The following is a 17,766-nucleotide window of genomic DNA, read 5'->3' as shown; positions in this document are numbered from 1 at the left end:
TATTTTCAATCCCCCGCCGCTGGGAAAACCGGGATCAGCTGAGCAGCACGATGCCGCCTGGCAGACTGGTCATTTGAGCGCCGTACAGGTCGCGTATCATCGCCAGCGCGCCATCGATTTGCCCGATGGAAAAACGCATGCGCACGAGGCGGCGGCCCAGCTCGGCATTACGCAGCACGACACGGCCCGGACGGTAGCGGTTGATTTCATCGACGACTTCGGCCAGCGGCTTGCCGACAAACGACAGCGCGCCCGTGCGCCACGCGTTCGCTTCGCCCTTTGGTGCGGCCGTGGCCGCATGCACGCCCCGGTCGTCATACACCAGTTGCTGCCCCGCATCAAGGGTCTGGCGGCGCTGTTGCCAGACGACGTCCACGGCGCCCGCCAGGCAGGTGACGCAAACGGCATCGTCCGTGTGGCGCACGTTGAAGCGGGCTGACTGCGCCAGCAAACGCCCCGCGCCCGCCACCACCGTCACGGGCTGGCGCGCGCCGCTGGCGAGGATTTCCGCCTCGCCGCCCAGCAGTTCAATGGCGTCCTGCGCCCGCACATCGATGCGCGTCTGCGTATTCATCTGCACCGTCATCTGCTGCGACAGGGCCACTTGCCGCTGCTCGCCCGTGCCCGTGCGGTAGTCGGCGCTCCATTCCTGCAGCGAAGGCCAGGCGCCCAGCGGCGGGCGCAAGGCCAGCACGGCCACGCCGGCCGCCAGCGCGCCGCCCAGAAAAGCCCGCCGCCCGGGGCGCGCCGGGAACGCCAGCACGTTCTCCCTCTGTGGCGCGGCGGCGGCGCGGGTCAGGGCGGGATCGAGCGACTGCCACAGCTGTTGCAATTCGCGCCAGGCGCGCGCATGCGCAGGGCTGCGCGCGCACCAGGCGCGCAAGGCGTCGGCGTCGGCCTGCGTGAAATCGTCGGCACGCAGCCGCGCCCACCAGGCAGCGGCTTGCTGGCCGATGGCCGTGTCGGCAGGTTCAAAAACGTCGCGTGGATCGCGGTCAGGAGCAGTCATGGGATTCATCAATATTTACGGCGGCCCGACACATCGCTGCGCTGGGCGGCATCGGCATCGGCCATGCACGTTTTACAGTGTTGCATGGCGGCCTGCAATTCTTTCTTCACCATCGCCACGGAAATGCCGAAGCGCTCGGCGATTTCCGCGTTGAGCATGCCGTCGATGCGCGCCGCCGTCAGGATGGCGCGGCGGCGCGGCGACAGGCCTGCCAGGGCCGCGTCGAGCGCCTGCACGTCGAGCCGCGCCGAGACGATGCGCGCCGGGTCGCTGATGTCGTCGCCCGCCTCGTCGGCCATGTGCATCAGCTCTTCGCGTTCGCGCTCGGTGACGATGATGCGGTCGCGGCGATACGCGTCGGTGGCGATATTGGCCGCCATGCGCAGCAGATAGGCGTCGGGATTGTGGACGGGCGCGGCAGCGGGGCCAGGCGCCACCATCGCTTCGAGGCGCAGCCAGGTTTCCTGCAGCGCATCGGCCGCATGGTGCTTGCAGCCGACCACCCGTTCGAGGCGCCAGCGCAGCACGGCATAGCGCGAACTGAGATGGCGTTTCAGCCTGGTGCGCAGGTCGGGCATGCTCATGGCGCGTTGCTACCCAGCATGCTGGAAGCGCAATCGACTTCGCTGCCCGGCCCTTGCGGCAGCAGCAGGATGGAAACGGGCTGCGGCATCGACGGCAGCGGCGCCGCGCCCACGCGCATGCCCAGCACCACGCGAGCGATGGCCGTGTCGCGCGCGCGCAAGCCGGTGCTGTCGAGCAGGTGCACGCGGTCCACCACGCCGGCACGGTTCAGATACAGCTGCAGCGCCAGGCGGTAGCCGCCGGGACGCGTCTGCGCCGCGCGGCACAGCAGCCCCAGCAGTACGTGCTGCAGGCGGCTCACATAGGCCGCATGGTCGCCGCCGCCCTGCGTGGCACCCGGTATGTCGGCGGCGGCCACGACGGCGGCCTGCGGCAGCTCGGCTGCGCCTGCCGGGGCATACACGATGACGGCTTGCGCATCGGACAGGCGCGATTGCAGCCCAGTACCCTCCAGCAAGGATTGCAGGGCCGCGCCGGCCGCATGGGCGCCGCGCACGGAGGCTGACTGGCGCTGCGCGTAGCGCTGATCCATCAGCACGGCGATGCCCGTACGGCGGCTGTAGAGATCCAGCGCGTCGCCGAGGTTTTGCGCGGCGATATCGAACTGCAGCACGGGGCCATCGGCCGGCTGCGCCCGTACGGGTCCCACCGCGGCCAGGAAACCCAGCAGTACCAGGTATCCGGCCAGCGCTAGCACATGAACGGATGCCGGGCTGCCTGTCATATCGCTATCGTGTCGCTATCGTGTGAGGGTGAAAATATGCGGAAACGAGGTATTGCCAAGTGATAATTCTTGTATCAACTGCAATAGCCTACACACAAAAAATGACGGCTTCGTGACATGGCCAGCGTGCGCACATTTCGCCATGCGGGACGTCTGGCGCGGCAGTGATTTCGGCTACACTGGCTGTCACTTTCCCTTTCAGACGCCTGATGATCGAAAAGAATCTGCCCGAGCTGGTCATGCTGAAGCGCCTCATCGACGAGGGCGGCAGCCACCTGGAAGTGGCCGCGCCCTGCAGCATCGCCATGGATGGACGCGAGTTTCCCGTGTACGCAATTGCGCTGGGCAATCCGAGTCCCGACGTGCCCGTGCTGGGCTTTTTCGGCGGCATTCACGGCCTCGAACGCATCGGCACGCAAGTCATCCTGTCTTTCCTGGAAAGCCTGGTCGCCCGCCTGCGCTGGGATGCCACCCTGCACCAGCAGCTGGAAAGCATGCGCCTCGTGTTCATGCCGCTGGTTAATCCGGGCGGCATGTGGCAAGCCACGCGCTGCAATCCGCAGGGCGTGGACCTGATGCGCAATGCGCCGCTGAGCGCGCGCGAAAAAGTGCCGTTCATGCTCGGCGGACAGCGCTACAGCGCCCGCCTGCCCTGGTACCGGGGCGCGGCGGATGGCCCGATGGAGCTGGAAAGCCAGGCCGTGTGCGACCTGGTCGAGCGCGAACTGCTGTCGCGCCAGTTCAGCATCGCCCTCGATTGCCATTCCGGTTTCGGCTTGCGCGACCGCATCTGGTTTCCCCATGCGCACACCAAGGTGCCCATCGAACACCTGGCCGAGATCGGCGCGCTGGAAGAGCTGTTCAGCCAGAGCTACCCGAACCACAACTATGTGTTCGAGCCGCAAAGCCGGCAATACCGCACGCATGGCGACCTGTGGGACTATCTGTACCTGAACGGCACCAGCTACAGCGGGCGCGTGTTCCTGCCGCTGACGCTGGAAATGGGCTCGTGGCTGTGGGTCAAGAAAAACCCGCGCCAGCTGTTCAACCGGGTCAGCATCTTCAACCCCACGGCCGCGCACCGCTTGCAACGCGTGCTGCGGCGGCACCTGGTCTGGTTCGATTTCCTCATGCGCGCCGCCAGCAGCCACGGCCGCTGGATGCCGGAAGGCTTGCTGCGCAAGGCGCAGCGCCGGCGCGCGCTGGCGCAATGGTACGAATCATGAGCGGATCGTCCACCTGGGTCCTGCTGCGCGGCCTGATGCGCGAACAGCGCCACTGGGGAAGCTTTCCCGCGACCCTCGCGCGCGCCCTGCCCGGCGCCAGCATCGTCACGCCCGACTTGCCCGGCAATGGCACGCGCCACGCGCACGACAGCGCCACCCGCGTGGCCGCCATGGTGGAAGCCTGCCGCCGGGAGCTGCTGGCGCGGGGCATCCCGGCGCCCTACCACTTGCTGGCCCTGTCGCTGGGCGGCATGGTGGCCGTGGAATGGGCTCACCGCTACCCGCAGGAAATCGCTCGCTGCGTGCTCATCAACACCAGCATGCGGCCATACAGCCCGTTTTACCGGCGCCTGCGCTGGCAAAACTACGGCGCCCTGCTGCGCCAGCTGCTGCTGGGCGACCAAAGTAGCCAGGAAGCGCTGATATTGCGCCTGACCAGCCGCCGGCATGCTGGCGGCAACCCTGCGCTGCTGGCCGATTGGTTGACTTATCAGCAGGAATACCCGGTGAGCCGCAGCAATGCGCTGCGCCAACTGCTGTCGGCCGCCCGCTACCGCGCGCCCCTCATCCGCCCGCCCATGCCCGTGCTGGTGATGGCCGGCGCGCAAGACCTATTGGTCGACCACCGCTGTTCGCAGCGCCTGGCGCGCGCCTGGCAAGCCGATTGCCTGATCCACGGCGACGCCGGCCACGACCTGCCGCTCGACGAGGGCGAATGGCTGGCGCAGTCGGTGGCGCGCTGGCTGGGGGCGGAAGCGACAAGCCATGACAGCACACACACAGCGCAATCATCATGCAGATAACGGAACAGTTGGCAGAACTGGTGCAAGCCGGCGTGCACGAACAGATTTTTCCAGGCGCGGCCTGGGCCATGGGCACCGTCCACCACGGCGTGGCGGGCGCGGCCGGGCGGCTCACGCCCGAGCCCGCCAGCGCCGCGATGCAGGTCGGCACCCTGTTCGACATCGCTTCGCTGACCAAGATCATCAGCGTCTGGTCGCTGACTGGCAGGCTGATTAGCCAGAAACGCCTGCGCCTGGACAGCCGGCTGGCCGACGTGTTGCCCGGCACGCAGGGGCATGCACTGGCGCCCATCACGATTTTCCAGCTGCTCACGCATACGGCCGGTCTGCCGCTGCGCGCGCGCCTGCGCGCCAGCTATGGCGAGGTGTACGACGATATCGTGCGCGGCGTGCTGCGCGAACCGCTGGAAGGCATACCAGGTCAAGCTGTCGAATACACGGACCGCGCGGCCCTGATCCTCGGCTTTGTCATCGAGCGGCTGCTGGGCACGCCCCTGGACCAGGCCCTGGCCGAGCATGTGCTGCGGCCGCTGGGCATGGCCGCCACGGGATTCGGCCCTGTGACGCCACGGCACGGCCAGCTGGTCGCGCCCACCGAGTATTGCGAGCAGGCGGGCGCCCACCTTTGCGGCGTAGTGCATGATTTTTCGGCCCGTCTGTTGGGCGGCGTATGCGGCATCTCCGGGCTGTTTTCCAATGTGCCGGACCTGCAACGCTTCCTGCGGGCCATGCTGGCGCCGGGCCTGCATGGCGCTGTACTCGATGCCGGCTGGGTACGCGCCTCGCTGACGCTGCAGACGGGCGCGCTGCAGCCGTCACGCGGCCTGTTCTGGCACCCTGCGGCAGGCAGCGGGCCGCAAGACGACGTCTGGTGTCACCAGGGTTTCACCGGCACGGCCATGTGGCTCAGCCCCCGGCGCGGCCGCTATGCGGTGCTGCTGACAAACAAGCTGTACTACACGCGCGATTCCGCCCGGGTCAATGAACTGCGGCGCGACTTCATGCGTTGCGCATTCGGCCTCTGAGGTTTACAGACGCAGGCTCACCACAATGGCCAGCAGCAGCGCGCCGGCCGCCGCCAATAATGCGCTGTTGAAACTGTGCGACTGGGCATACAGGCTGCCGGCCAGCACGGGGCCGATGATCTGTCCGATGCCATACACCACCGTCATGATGGCCATCATGTTCGAACCAAACTTGCCCGCCTTGACTGCCGCCCGCTGCGCGGCCGGCATGGCGATGGTGACCGTACCGACAAACGTACCGCCGACGAGGATGGCGCTGAACAAGTAGCCGGCGGCCGATGGGGCCAGCACGGGCAAGGCCACGCCCAGCGCCTGCAGCAGCAAGTTCAGCCGCAGCGCCTGGCGCGTGCCCAGACGCTCATGCAGCCGGTACCACAGGAAACACGAGGGCGCCGCGCCCAGGCCGAACACGGCCCACACATGGGCGGAATTCAGCCCGGGCAAGGCCGTCTTGACCAGCACGGGCAGATACGTGGCCGTGACGATGTAGCCGAGTCCCGCCAGTCCGTAGATCAGCACCAGCGGCCAGGGCGCCACGGGCGCCAAGACCGATGCGGCCGGTTGCGCCGGCGCATCCGGCGTTGCCTCGCCGCTGGCGGTAATGGCGGGCGCGGCCGCCAGCCCCGCCAGCACGGTGACGCCGGCCAGCAGCAGCCACATGCCGGCGCTGTGCCAGCCCAGCTGCGATGCCAGCACCAGCAATTCGGCCGAGACGGCGATGCCGGCACCCACGCCCGCGTACAGCAGCGGCGCGCCGCGCGCATGCCGTCGCTGTTCCAGCAGCCACAGCGAGGCGGCCACCATGGCCAGGGCGCTGAACACGCCCGCCACGCCGCGCACCGTCACGAAGAGCCAGACGGGCATCGGCAAGGCCAGCACGCCCAGGCACAACGCCGTGCCGGCCACCGACCACAGGCTCAGCCTGTGTGCGCTGTGGGCCCGCGCGCGCATGGCCAGGATGGCGCCCAGCAGATAGCCCGCATAGTTGGCCGAGGCGGCCAGGCTGCCGTCGCGCAAGCTCAAGACGCCTTCCTTGACCATATGCGGGTAGATGGCCGTGAAGGCGAAGCGGCCAAAGCCCATGCCGATGGCGAGGATGACGGCCGCGGCGATGGCCGCGCGCAGCCTGGCCGGCGCACTCATCACGCCGCCTTGGCGACTTGCGCCAGCAAATGCTGAAAGGCGGGCAGGTCGAATCCCGCGCGCCAGACCAGCACAGTGTCAATTTGCCCTGCGGGCAGCGTTGTCAAGGTGGCAGGCGCGTCGGACAGCGCCAGCACGCTGGCCGGCAGCAAAGTCACGCAGGCGCCGGCCGCCACGCAGGCGATCATGATGTGATACGAACTCAGCTCTTGCACCCGCCACTGCGTGCTGCCGGCCACGCCCAGCACCTCTTCGGCGATGCCGCGGTAGGTGCAGCCCTGCGGGAAGGCCGCCAGCGAACGCGTGCGCACGTCTGCGGCATGCCGCACGGACGCTTCGCTGGCCGGCAGGAGCAAGCACAGCTCCTCGCGCCACACGGCCCTCGATGCCAGGCCCAGCTCCGCCAGGGCGGCGCCGCCGCCGAACGACGGCGGCAAGGCCACGAAGGCGCAGTCGAGCAAGCCCGTGCGCACCTGCTCGATCAGGGGGCGCGACGGCCCCGTGCTCAACTCCAGGCGCGTCCCCGGATAACCGGCGTGATACGCGGCCAGCAGCGCAGGCAAGCGGCTGGCCGCCGTGCTTTCCATGCTGCCGATGCGCAAGGTGCCCCCCTCGCGCCCGCCCGTGACGACGTGCCGGGCTTCCTCCTCCAGCGCCAGCAAACGCTGCGCATACTCGAGAAAGCGCTCGCCCGCCGCAGTCAGGGCCATGCGTTTATTTGTGCGCACGAACAATTCCGCGCCGATATCGGCTTCCAGTTGCTGGATGCGCGTGGTGACGCTGGACGGCGCGCGGCCCAGTCGGGCGGCGGCCTGGGTGACGCTCAGTTCACTGGCGACCGAGCAAAAAATCCGCAATGATTCCGACTCCATAGTATTCTCTTTTTAAAAATGATTATGCTATTATATTCTTCAAATACGAATAATGCACAGCATCCTCAAGCGTCCTCAACTTCGTGAAGGAAATACCATGACGTCAATCCAGCCCTTCCTCGACCGCCTCGGCCTGCAATGCCCCATCATTCAGGCGCCGATGGCGGGCGTCTCCACGCCTCGCATGGCCGCTGCCGTCTCGAACGCGGGCGGCCTGGGATCCCTGGCCATCGGCGCCGGCACGGTGGCGCAGGCGCGCCAGATGATCGAAGACACGCGCGCGCTGACGGATGGCCCCTTCAATGTGAATGTGTTCTGCCATGCGCCGGCGGCACGGGATGCGCGGCGCGAAGCGGCCTGGCTGGCCCACCTGGCGCCCCTGTTTGCGGAGCTGGGCGCGGCCGTGCCAGTGCAACTCGACGAGATATATCAAACGTTCATCGGCAATGAGGCGGCGTTTGCCCTGTTGCTGGAACTGCGTCCCGCCGTCGCCAGCTTCCACTTCGGCTTGCCGACGCAGCAGCAGATTGCCACCCTGCGCCAGGCCGGCGTCTACACGCTGGCCACGGCCACCAATCTGCGCGAGGCGGCGCTCATCGAACAGGCGGGCGTCGACGCCATCGTGGCGCAGGGCGTAGAAGCGGGCGGGCATCGCGGCGTCTTCGACCCGCAGGCGCCGGACGAGCGCCACAGCACCACCGTGCTGCTGCGCCTGCTGGCGGGCCGCACTACCCTGCCCCTGATCGCCGCCGGCGGCATCATGGATGGACAAGGCATCCGCGCCGCGCTGGACCTGGGCGCCGTGGCCGCCCAGCTGGGCACGGCGTTCGTGCTGTGCCCGGAATCCTCGGCCAACGCCAGCTACCGGGCCAACCTGAAAAGCGAACGGGCGGCGGCAACGCGTTTGACGGCGGCCCTCTCGGGACGCCTGGCGCGCGGCATGGTGAACCGCCTGATCGAACATGGCGAAGCGCCGGGCAGCCCGCCGCCGGCCGACTATCCCGTCGCCTACGATGCCGCCAAACAATTGAACGCGGCAGCCAGCCAGCACGGCAACAGTGAATTCGCCGCCCAATGGGCCGGCCAGGGCGCGCCGCTGGCGCGGGAAATGGGGGCGGCGCAGCTGGTGGCCGCGCTGATCCGGGAAATGGCGGATTGAGTCGTCCGCCGGACAGGCATGCCTATGCCGGCTGCTGCTGCGTGGTGCAGTGGATGCCGCCGCCACCGGCCGCGATGGCGTCGATATTCAGCTGCACGATGTCGCGCCTGGGGAAGTGTTCGCGCAGGATAGCTTTGGTGTTGCGGTCGGCTGTCGCATCGCCGAATTCCGGGCATAGCACGGCGCCGTTGCAGACATAGAAATTGATGTAGCCGGCGGCGAAGTCCTTGTTTTCATAGCGCGGACGAACTGAACCAGGTCCGGGCAAGACTACCACCTGCAGCGCACGGCCGCGCGCATCCGTGGCCTTGCGCAGGATGTCGAGGTGGCGCCGGGTAACGGCGTGCTCGGGCGAGGATGGGTCGCTGTCGAAGCCGGCCGCGACGACGCCGGGAGCGCAGAAGCGGGCATAGAAATCCGTGTGGCCATCGGTGATGTCCTGGCCTGCAATGCCGGGCAGCCAGATGACTTTCTCGATGCCCAGCAGCCGGCGCAATTCCAGCTCGCACTTTGCCTTGCCGACGCCAGGGTTGCGGTTGGCGTTCAGCACGCAGCTTTCCGTGATGATGGCCGTGCCCTGGCCATCGACTTCGATGCCGCCCCCTTCCAGCACCAGGCTGCTTTCCAGCAGGGCCACGCCGGCGCGTCCGGCCACGAAAGGGGCCACGAGCGTATCGTCGTCATAGTCCTGCTTTTCGCCCCAGCCATTGAAATTGAAGTTCACGCCGGCCAGCGCGCCGCCCGCCTTCCTGACGAAGACGGGGCCCGTGTCGCGCATCCATAGGTCGTCGATAGGCTGCACCAGCAGCTTGACCTTGTTGCCGCACAGGCGAGCCGCCACGTCGTAGTCTTCCTCGTTGACCAGCATGTGCACGGGTTCGACGCTGGCAATCGCCTGCGCGATGCGCGCCAGGTCCGCCTGCGCGCCCGCCTTCAGGCGCTTGCCCCATACCTCGTCATTCGCGCCGAAGGCCATCCAGGTGGCGGCGTGGCGCTCGCCTTCGTCGGGCATGCGCCAACCCGCGCCCGCCGCCAGGGCGGGCAAGGCCGGCAAGCCCACGGCCGCCGCCAGGCCCATGGTGCCAGTGAGGAAATGTCGTCGTTGCATGCTGATCTCCTTTATGCAATTTCCTGTTGCGTGGTGCAATGGATGCCGCCGCCACCGGCCGCGATGGGATCGATATTGATCTGGATCACGGCACGGCCCGGATACAGTTGCGCGTACTGCGCCCTGGCGCTGGCGTCCGCTTGCGCGTCGCCGAATTCCGGCAGGAAAATGGCGTTGCTGGTGGCATAATAATTGATGTAGCCGGCGGCGAAGGTATTCGGGTTGTTTCCTGGCCGAATTTTCTCGGGGCCGTCGATGACGACGATCTGCAGCGGCTGGCCATCCGCATCGGTGGCGCCGCGCAAGATCTCCAGGTGGCGCCGGGTCAGCGCGTAATCGTACGATTCCGGGTCCATCTCGCGGTGCGCCGCCACCACGCCGGGGCGCACGAAACGGGCGTAAAAGTCCGTGTGGGCATCCGTGATGTCCTTGTTCTTGATGCCTGGCAGCCAGATGACCTTGCGGATGCCCAGCAGGCGCAGCAGTTCCGCTTCGCAATCGGCCTTGCTCCAGCCCGGATTGCGGTTGCTGTTGAGCACGCAGCTTTCCGTGATGATGGCCGTGCCCTTGCCATCGACTTCCAGGGCCCCGCCTTCGAGCACCAGGCGCGTGGCCAGCAGCGGCACCCGGGCCTGGGCGGCGACCACGTCGGCCACCTGCCTATCCTTGCCGGACTGCTGCTTGTTGCCCCAGCCATTGAAGTTGAACTTCACGCCGGCCCGCTCGCCATTCGGCTTGCGCACGAAGACAGGCCCCGTGTCGCGCATCCAGACATCGTCCATCTCGGCGGGAATCAGGTTCACGCGCGCATCGAACAAGGGTCGCGCACTGGCCAGCTCGTCCGGGCGCACCAGCATGTTGACGGGTTCATGCGCAGCGATGGCGTTGGCGATGCGCACCAGCGCCAGCTGCACCTGCGGCACTTGCGCGCGCGTCCAGACGGCGTTCGAGGCGCCATACGCCATCCACGTCGCCTTGTGGGCTTCGGCCTCGTCGGGCATGCGCCAGCCGTCGGTCTGGTTGACGCCACCGCCGCTGATGATGGGCGGCACTGGCGCCACCGGGCCCGTTTCCGGCGTGCCGCCGCCGCAGCCGGCCAGCATGCCGCCCATGGCCAGCGCGCTGCCGCCCAGCATGCAATGACGCAAGAAATATCGACGTGTGTTCATATCCATCCTTGATTAGTTAGTCAGAGTGCCGCGCAGTCGATGCGCTGGCATGGACGGCATTGTGGAGCGATCAAGACATGAAAACAAATGATATGATTTACCTTAATTCATTAGATTTTCTCATATGTCAGAACATCGCATTCCTTCGCTGAAGTTGTTGATGGGTTTCGAGGCAGCGGCCCGCCACGGCAATTTCTCGCGCGCGGCCGACGAGCTGCACGTGACGCAGTCGGCCATCAGCCACCAGGTGCAATTGCTGGAAGAACAGGTCAAGCAGCCGCTGTTCCGCCGCGCGGGACGGGGCGTGGAACTGACGGTGGCGGGCGAAGTGCTGCTGCGCAGCGTGCAGCGCTCGATGACCGTGCTGCGCAGCGGCCTGGGGCGCATCGCCACCTATCTCGATCCGGGATTGGTCGTGCTGGTATGTCCGGCGCCCCTGCTGCACGGCTGGCTGCAGCCCCGGCTGCGGGAACTGGAAACGCGGCTGCCCGAACTGTGCTTGCTGCTGTCGGTCGACGAGAGCGCCCGCTTCGTCGATGAAATCGACGTCGATATCGCCATCGGCGAGCGCCCCATCCTGCAGCCGGACTTGCAGGAAATCCCCCTGCTGCGCGATGAATGGGTGATGGTCGCCAACAGCGAGCTGGCGGCGCGGCTGGCCGGCGTGCCGCAGGATGTGCATCACCTGCACGCGGATCTGGTTTGCCTGGAAGAAAGCTTGACGGGCGACACTACGGCACCATTGTTCCTGGGCCCGCTGGCGCGCTTTCGCAAGCGGGCCATCTATGACGATGCGCGCCTCTTGCTCGACGCCACCCTGGATGGACGCGGCATCGCCTGCCTGCCCCGCTTGCTGGCCAATGCCAGCCTGGCGCGTGGCCAGCTGCACGTCCTGCCCGCTTACCCGCGCGTGCCCGGCGCCACCTGGTGGCTGTCGGGCGTGGCGGAGCACCCGCGTTCGCCCATCGTCGGGCAAGTGTTCGACTGGCTGCGCGCGCAGGGGCAATGATCAGGGCCGCGGCGCAAGTGCCGCGGCAGGCCTTCGCGCATAGTCGATGCCGCTGGCCCAGCGGTTTTCCCAGTGCGCCAGGTACGACTGCGCCAGGCGCTCGCTATTCCACACGACGAGCACATTTTCGCTGTTGGCGGTGGCCGCATCGGCCGTGTAATTGAAGCTGCCGTTCTGCACGGTCACGCCATCGGCCACGATGTACTTGTCGTGATGCAAGGCATAGCGGGAAATCAGGCGCGTGGGAATGCCCGCACCGACGAGCCGGTCCAGCGCGGCCCGGCTGTTCTTGCGCGCGTTGCGCCGCGTATCGGCCAGCACCCTGACATCCACGCCCCGCTGCCGCGCCCGCAGCAAGGCCTCGACCACATGGGGCGAGCTGAACGAATAGGCGGCCAGCCGTATCGTCGACGCCGCGCTATCGATGACCTTGAGCACCAGCGCCTCCGCCCCGCCATCGGGCGAAAACGCGTTCTCGATGGTGACTGTGGGCGCGGCGTCGGCGGCAAGCGCCGCTGGCGGAACGCCGTTATCCAGGCACAGCGCAACGGCAAGTACAAGATTTTTCATCGCAGGCATTTCCCTGTTTCAATAATCGGGGCTGGACGAACAAAAAATGTGGATACAGCCTGCAGGTAGACTCGTCGCCTGGGCGACCGTCCGCTGTCGTCTGCGGATTCAATCGGTGGTCGCAACACTCTAACTAAACGCCTCGCTTTCCGTAGTTGATGGCTTCAAAATCAAACGATTCAATGCATCCGAAGATTCTTTGCATACCCCATGCTGGCTTTACCCACTCATCGCGGGAGTAGACCGATTTGAGTTTAGGCGACATAGATGCGTAAACGCCATCGAGTTCATTTTGCGCGAGCTGTTTTGCAGTCTGATCGGCGAGAGCACGGATTGCGACATCCGCAACTTTGCCCGAGGACTCAAACGCAAATGTAGGCTGTACTGTTAGCAACGGCGTTACGACAAGCAGCATTGCTTTTAAGAAATACATCGTATCTCTAAAATATAAAACATTATTTTCTTGTGCGATTCTTTAAACTGTAATGCTGTGGCATTAGTTTCCATAGATTATATGAGTAAAAATCAATCCATAAAAACAAGAGAGGCCACTATAACAATCGCAATGCCAAAAACAAAAACATAATGAATAATTTTCTCGCTTCTTGGTGCCTCAGAAAGACGCTGAGCATTGGTTTTCATCAAGACATCTTTGAGTGTAAATCTGCTGTTTTTCTTATGGTCCACGGCTTTTCTCCTTGGAATTTTTTTCATTCCTAAACTAAAAGGTAAAATTCCACGGTGGGTGCATGTTTTCTTATTTAAATAATTGCCAACGAAAAGTCCGCTTCTGGCTGCTGTCGTTGGTAGCTTCCGCCCCATTGCTGCCGCTTGAAGTCACATTGAACGTCAAAGTAATCTCTGCGCCTCAGTCCGTCAAATGCACCATGGTGTGATCCATTTGCTTCAACTTTGCTTCGATCTGATTCAAGGCATCCAGCTTTTCTTCGCGATGAGACCAATCCCCCGCGGCCAGCGCCTGGGCTCTTTGCTGCCCGATAGCGTCCAATGCCAGTTGTCGCGCCTGTTGGTTGCATGCCGCTCTTAACTTTATCTCCGCAAATGCGAGAGCAATCGACGCTTCGCAGCGCACATCATCGTCCATGGCGCGTATGTCGGCGTATCCCCACTGCTTTGCCAGTTTCTCGAGGAATCGAATTGGCGTGACATCCTTGTGCGTCTTGTGCCACTCGCGATAGCTCTCCAGAAGATCGGCTCCAGTATCATTGCCGTTCGGCGAGAAATCGTCCGTGCAGTTCCAAAAAAATGGATCATCCAACATCTCGCGTGCCTTGGGATGAAAGTCTTCCCAGTCGATTCCCAACTGCTCCCAGGCTGACATTCCATCGCGCTTGGCTTGTGCCGCTGCCTTCAGCCCGGATGCCAGGAGTTGAAGAGCTTCCTCGGAATCCGGGACGCGTTTCCTGGCAGCTTCACAGTGGTCCAGAAATTTCTCCAGGCTAAAATCATCAGTGCGCTTCAATCGCTTGCTCAATAGCCCTAATGCATGGATGACTTCATCCACACCTGCTTTAAAAAGTGGCAAAGATAATGTTGAAGAATGCGTCCAGTCCCGGCCTTCCATCAATTCGCTGGCGATGGCAATCTCGACCTTGCCCTTTGCTCTTCGATAAGTGACCTTGGGCAGTGTTGCGCGGAAATTGTTGTGCGTCTCCAACAGAGATTCCAGCGTCTTCTTTGCCGGACCAGAGTCGCTGAAGTGAAGCGTAACTGCAATTTCCTGAATCGCGCCGCCAAAATTGCCGCTGCCCGCGAGAAGAAAATCCCCGATCAGAGACAACGTTGTGTGACCGCCGTAGCAATTATAGGAATTTGCGACTACATGGAAATCCATTGAATGCTGCCTTTCATGCGAAATTTCAATTGTTCTGAACATGCCGTGGCTACGGCAGCCGGTGCCGGAACGTCGGTTCGATGTTGCGCGCATGCAGCCAGCGCACGATGTCTTCTAGGGTGGCGTCCTGCAACAGCAAGCCTGGCGCGGTGGCGGAAGATGCAACAGGCGATGCGGCCACGGGAACAGGCGCTGGCGAAGACTCCGAAAGGCCCGCATGTCCCTGCAGCTTCGCCAGCGCCTGCGCGAATTGTCCCGGGTTGATGCTGCGCAAGCTTTCCAGGAAGCCCAGCTGGGCCGCTGGCGGCGGTGGCATGTCCAGGCCCGGTTCGTCGACGAAGGCGGCGCCCATGCTGGGGTGGATGAAGGCGGCCCACTTGCCGGACGGCTGCAACGCGGGCGGCAGCGCCACCTGCTCCACGTAAGCGGGCGGCGCGACGGCGAGAATGTCGGTCGAGGCAGGCAAGAAAGTGGAACGCAGCAGCTGCACGAACTGGCGCGCCTGGGCGGCGGGCACGGGCGTGGCCAGTGACAGCCATAACTGGAACGCCGTGCCCGAGATGCTGACGGCGGGCGCCGGCAAGTCCAGCTCGTGCTGCACGGCATTGGCGATCGTGCACAGTGCGCTCCAGTGCGCCTCGCCGCCGCCCTTGCCGCCAAACTCCAGCACCAGCGCGCGCGCCAGGCCACTCCCGGTCACGAGTTGCACCGCTACTGTCTGCTCGCCCGACAGATGGCGCGCCAGCACGGCCGGCGTCAGCGGCTGCGCGCCGCCGTCCGCATCGACGTATTGCTGCTGTTCATCGAACAGATACAGGCGGGTGAGTTCAGAAATCAGTTTATGCATGGGCGGCCTCTTAATGACGTTGAGCAACACTTGTCAACGTGCCCAGATTATAGCCTCCCCTGCCCCTGTATCTCAGCGCGCCGGCATGCCGGAAGCCTGCCGCGAGCGTCCGGCGCCAAACACCAGCCAGCTGGCCACGGCGAACAGGCAGGCCGCCACGCCTCCGTACAGCATCACGGCGCCAAAGCCTTGTGCCAGCGCAAGCTTCGCCACGCCATCCGGCAGCGCGGCGGCGCCCTTGCCTGCCGACAAATTCTCCGCCATGGCGCGCAAGGTGGCCGCGTCCAGTCCACCGGGCAAGTGCTGCCGCAAGGCGGACTGCATGGCTTCGACGAGGATAAAACCCATCAGCGCGATATTGATGGACAGGCTGACCATGCGCGCGCTGATGTCGATGCTGGACGCCATGCCGGCCCGTTCGCCCGGCACGGCACCCGTCGTCGTGTTGGTGACGGGCGTATTCGTCAGCCCCAGGCCGGTGCCCGCCAGCAGGCAGCCGGGCAGGATCGTCAGCCAGCTGGCGGCGTCCGCATGGCTGCCCCAGCACATCAGCAGCAAGCCCGTGCCGATGGCCAGCAAGCCGGCAGGGATCACCGTATCGGCCCGGTAGCGCAGCGCCAGCCGCTCGGCCAGCGGCGGCACGAGCAAGGTGGGCAAGGTGTAGGCCAGCAAGGTCAGGCCCGTCCCCAGGCTGCTATAGCCGAGACAGTGCTGCACGTACAGGGGCAGATAAATCATGAGCGGCCAGAAACTGCAGTTCATGCCCGCCGAACCGAGCAGCGCACCCGAGAAGCGGCGGATGCGGAACACGGAAAAGTCAATCATCGGTTCGGCCTGGCGCCGTTCGATGACGGCAAACGCGGCAAAACCGGCCAGCGCCACGGCCAGGCTGGCCACCGTGCGCGGGTCCGTGAAACCCAGCGCCGGCCCCTGCGTGATGCACCACGCCAGACTGAACACGGCCAGCGACAGGGTAGCGATGCCCGCCACGTCCAGCTTGCGCCGCTGCGGGTCGCGCGACTCGCTCACGCCCAGGCCCGCCAGCAGCAGCGCAACGACGGCCAGCGGGCCGTGCACGAGAAATACCCATTGCCAGTTTGACAGCGCGACGATGGCCGCGCCGATGATGGGGCCGAAGCCCAGGCCCAGGCCAAACACGATGCCCCAGGCGCCAAACGCCCTGCCCCGCGCCGCGCCGGCCGGGAACTGCTGCGACAGCACGGCCACCTGGCAAATCAGCATGGCGCCGCCGGCCATGCCTTGCAGCGCGCGCGCGGCGATCAGCACGCCAGTGCTGCCGGCCCAGCCGCATGCGAGGGAACTGAGGCCGAACAGGGCCAGGCTGGCGAGCAGCAAGCGCTTGCGGCCATAGCGGTCAGCCAGGGTGCCCGTGGCCATCAGCACGGTGGTGCAGGCCAGGGTGTAGGCGTTCATGATCCATTGCAAGTCCTTGAAGTCGCCATGCAGCACGGTTTCCAGCGTGGGCAGGATGACGGGCACGCTGGAAATTTCCAGCCCGAACATGAGCGAGGCCAGGCACACGGCGGCCAGGGTCAGCGAGTTTTGTTGTGAAGTAGTCAGGTGCATCGAAGCCTTGATGTCGGTAGTCATGGGGGCGCGCGTGGAGGCGGCGCACTGCGAGCCGCCATTCTAGAAAGCCAGGACTCATGAGGGAAATGATAAAATTTTGTACAATTCATTCATTTTCATCATGAATCACGGGAACCCCATGGACTTCGACACCGCCCTGCTGCGCGCCTTTGTGGCAGTCCAGGACACGGGCGGCTTTACGCGCGCCGCCGAACGGCTGCACCTGAGCCAGTCCGCCATCAGCCACCAGATCCGCCGCCTGGAAGAGCAGGCGGGCACGGCGCTGCTGGTGCGCACGACGCGCAGCCTGAGCCTGACGGAAGATGGCGAAGATTTTCTGCGCCACGCGCGGCAGATCCTGGCAGCCCAGGAAGCGCTGTCGCGGCGCTTCCAGCGCTCCTCGATTGCGGGCGCCGTGCGCTTTGGCGTGCCGGAAAATTTCATGGGCGCGCGCTTGCCGGCCCTGCTGGCGCAGTTCGCGCATCTGTTTCCCTCCGTGCGCCTGGATGTCACGGTGGGCACCTATCTTGACTTGCAAAAACTGGTCGCGGCCGATGCGCTGGACCTGGCCGTCGTCATGGTTCTGGCGGACGGGCAAGATGAGGCGGCCGTGCTGCGCCGCACGCGCTTCGTCTGGGCCGCGGCGCTTGACTTCCGGCATGACGGCGCGCTGCCCCTGCCGCTGGCGTTTTCACCGGCGCCCTGCATGCACCGGCAAGTGGGCGTCGACGCCCTCGATGGCGCCGGACTCGACTGGCGCGTGGCGTTCACCTCGCCCAGCCAGCAGGGCTTGCGCGCCGCCGTGCTGGCCGGGCTGGCCATCACGGCCTTGCCGCAAGGCGACCTGGAAGCGGGCATGGTGGTCATCGATGGCCAGCATGGCTTGCCCGCCCTGCCCGCCGCCCAGTTCCAGCTGCTGTGGCGGGCCGCCGGCAGCACGGCGGCGGCCGACGCGTTCGGACAATTGCTGCGCGAGTGGTCAACCGCTGCGGCGGCATGACAGCGCAGACAGCAAGCCCGGCAGCGAAGCATGCAATGGCAAAAAAGTGTACCCTTTCAAGCTGCATTTTCT

Annotated in this window: 19 protein-coding genes; 6 read left to right on the top strand and 13 right to left on the bottom strand. The window is 65.3% G+C overall.

Annotation, left to right across the window (positions count from 1 at the left end):
* Positions 1-34: 34 nt before the first annotated feature.
* The 3 genes from LSO07_RS14205 to LSO07_RS14195 are packed head-to-tail and all read right to left on the bottom strand — an operon-like array spanning position 35 to position 2,318.
* A complete protein-coding gene (locus LSO07_RS14205) occupies positions 35-1,009 on the bottom strand; it encodes a FecR family protein (protein ID WP_151094869.1) in 975 nt (324 codons plus the stop codon).
* Between the two features lie 8 nt (positions 1,010-1,017).
* On the bottom strand, positions 1,018-1,593 hold the full coding sequence (locus tag LSO07_RS14200; RefSeq protein WP_092613534.1) for an RNA polymerase sigma factor: 576 nt from the start codon (positions 1,591-1,593) through the stop codon (positions 1,018-1,020).
* On the bottom strand, positions 1,590-2,318 hold the full coding sequence (locus LSO07_RS14195; RefSeq protein WP_151094867.1) for a hypothetical protein: 729 nt from the start codon (positions 2,316-2,318) through the stop codon (positions 1,590-1,592). The genes LSO07_RS14200 and LSO07_RS14195 overlap by 4 nt, the downstream gene beginning before the upstream one ends.
* 209 nt (positions 2,319-2,527) lie before the next feature.
* Between LSO07_RS14195 and LSO07_RS14190 the strand changes: the two genes are divergently transcribed.
* The 3 genes from LSO07_RS14190 to LSO07_RS14180 are packed head-to-tail and all read left to right on the top strand — an operon-like array spanning position 2,528 to position 5,372.
* On the top strand, positions 2,528-3,544 hold the full coding sequence (locus tag LSO07_RS14190) for a M14 family zinc carboxypeptidase (protein ID WP_151094865.1): 1,017 nt from the start codon (positions 2,528-2,530) through the stop codon (positions 3,542-3,544).
* A complete protein-coding gene (locus tag LSO07_RS14185; protein WP_151094863.1) occupies positions 3,541-4,347 on the top strand; it encodes an alpha/beta fold hydrolase in 807 nt (268 codons plus the stop codon). Before LSO07_RS14190 ends, LSO07_RS14185 begins: the two co-directional genes overlap by 4 nt.
* Positions 4,338-5,372, top strand: a complete 1,035-nt coding sequence (locus tag LSO07_RS14180; RefSeq protein ID WP_191909673.1) for a serine hydrolase domain-containing protein — start codon at positions 4,338-4,340, stop codon at positions 5,370-5,372. Before LSO07_RS14185 ends, LSO07_RS14180 begins: the two co-directional genes overlap by 10 nt.
* A 3-nt stretch (positions 5,373-5,375) precedes the next feature.
* Here LSO07_RS14180 and LSO07_RS14175 read toward each other — a convergent pair whose 3' ends face one another.
* Both LSO07_RS14175 and LSO07_RS14170 read right to left on the bottom strand, forming a co-directional pair.
* Positions 5,376-6,515 (bottom strand): YbfB/YjiJ family MFS transporter, encoded by a 1,140-nt coding sequence (locus tag LSO07_RS14175; RefSeq protein WP_151094859.1) that lies wholly within the window; start codon positions 6,513-6,515, stop codon positions 5,376-5,378.
* A complete protein-coding gene (locus tag LSO07_RS14170) occupies positions 6,515-7,387 on the bottom strand; it encodes a LysR family transcriptional regulator (protein ID WP_151094857.1) in 873 nt (290 codons plus the stop codon). Before LSO07_RS14170 ends, LSO07_RS14175 begins: the two co-directional genes overlap by 1 nt.
* Before the next feature lie 97 nt (positions 7,388-7,484).
* Between LSO07_RS14170 and LSO07_RS14165 the strand changes: the two genes are divergently transcribed.
* Entirely contained in the window at positions 7,485-8,546 is a 1,062-nt protein-coding gene (locus LSO07_RS14165) for an NAD(P)H-dependent flavin oxidoreductase (RefSeq protein WP_151094855.1), read from the top strand.
* A 22-nt stretch (positions 8,547-8,568) separates the two neighbouring features.
* Here the strand turns inward: LSO07_RS14165 and LSO07_RS14160 are convergent, their stop codons facing one another.
* On the bottom strand, positions 8,569-9,654 hold the full coding sequence (locus LSO07_RS14160) for an agmatine deiminase family protein (protein ID WP_151094853.1): 1,086 nt from the start codon (positions 9,652-9,654) through the stop codon (positions 8,569-8,571).
* 11 nt (positions 9,655-9,665) lie between these two features.
* Positions 9,666-10,823, bottom strand: a complete 1,158-nt coding sequence (locus tag LSO07_RS14155; protein ID WP_151094850.1) for an agmatine deiminase family protein — start codon at positions 10,821-10,823, stop codon at positions 9,666-9,668.
* Between the two features lie 124 nt (positions 10,824-10,947).
* Between LSO07_RS14155 and LSO07_RS14150 the strand changes: the two genes are divergently transcribed.
* Positions 10,948-11,832: a LysR family transcriptional regulator gene (locus LSO07_RS14150; RefSeq protein WP_151094848.1), complete on the top strand. Its 885-nt coding sequence runs from the start codon at positions 10,948-10,950 to the stop codon at positions 11,830-11,832.
* Here LSO07_RS14150 and LSO07_RS14145 read toward each other — a convergent pair whose 3' ends face one another.
* The 6 genes from LSO07_RS14145 to LSO07_RS14120 all read right to left on the bottom strand — a co-directional run bounded on the left by LSO07_RS14145 (position 11,833) and on the right by LSO07_RS14120 (position 16,715).
* Positions 11,833-12,402, bottom strand: coding sequence for a phospholipase D family nuclease (locus LSO07_RS14145; protein ID WP_225317302.1), 570 nt, complete (start codon positions 12,400-12,402; stop codon positions 11,833-11,835).
* A gap of 133 nt (positions 12,403-12,535) precedes the next feature.
* Positions 12,536-12,835, bottom strand: coding sequence for a hypothetical protein (locus LSO07_RS14140; protein ID WP_034788186.1), 300 nt, complete (start codon positions 12,833-12,835; stop codon positions 12,536-12,538).
* Positions 12,836-12,927: 92 nt separating this feature from the next.
* Positions 12,928-13,089 (bottom strand): hypothetical protein, encoded by a 162-nt coding sequence (locus LSO07_RS14135; RefSeq protein ID WP_191909672.1) that lies wholly within the window; start codon positions 13,087-13,089, stop codon positions 12,928-12,930.
* 181 nt (positions 13,090-13,270) lie between these two features.
* Positions 13,271-14,299 (bottom strand): hypothetical protein, encoded by a 1,029-nt coding sequence (locus tag LSO07_RS14130; protein ID WP_151094844.1) that lies wholly within the window; start codon positions 14,297-14,299, stop codon positions 13,271-13,273.
* Positions 14,300-14,306: 7 nt separating this feature from the next.
* Positions 14,307-15,104: a TOTE conflict system archaeo-eukaryotic primase domain-containing protein gene (locus LSO07_RS14125; RefSeq protein ID WP_151094842.1), complete on the bottom strand. Its 798-nt coding sequence runs from the start codon at positions 15,102-15,104 to the stop codon at positions 14,307-14,309.
* A gap of 72 nt (positions 15,105-15,176) precedes the next feature.
* Positions 15,177-16,715, bottom strand: a complete 1,539-nt coding sequence (locus LSO07_RS14120) for an MFS transporter (RefSeq protein ID WP_225317301.1) — start codon at positions 16,713-16,715, stop codon at positions 15,177-15,179.
* Between the two features lie 118 nt (positions 16,716-16,833).
* Here LSO07_RS14120 and LSO07_RS14115 point away from each other — a divergent pair, with 118 nt between their 5' ends.
* The gene (locus tag LSO07_RS14115) at positions 16,834-17,694 is read left to right on the top strand and encodes a LysR family transcriptional regulator (protein WP_151094840.1); all 861 of its coding nucleotides are present in this window, start codon (positions 16,834-16,836) and stop codon (positions 17,692-17,694) included.
* Positions 17,695-17,766 lie beyond the last annotated feature (72 nt).

This window comes from Janthinobacterium sp. PLB04, from assembly GCF_021165895.1.
GTDB classification, from domain to species: Bacteria; Pseudomonadota; Gammaproteobacteria; order Burkholderiales; family Burkholderiaceae_D; genus Janthinobacterium; species Janthinobacterium lividum.
Note: the sequence above shows the minus strand (reverse complement) of the source record. Positions and strands in the feature narration are given on the sequence as shown.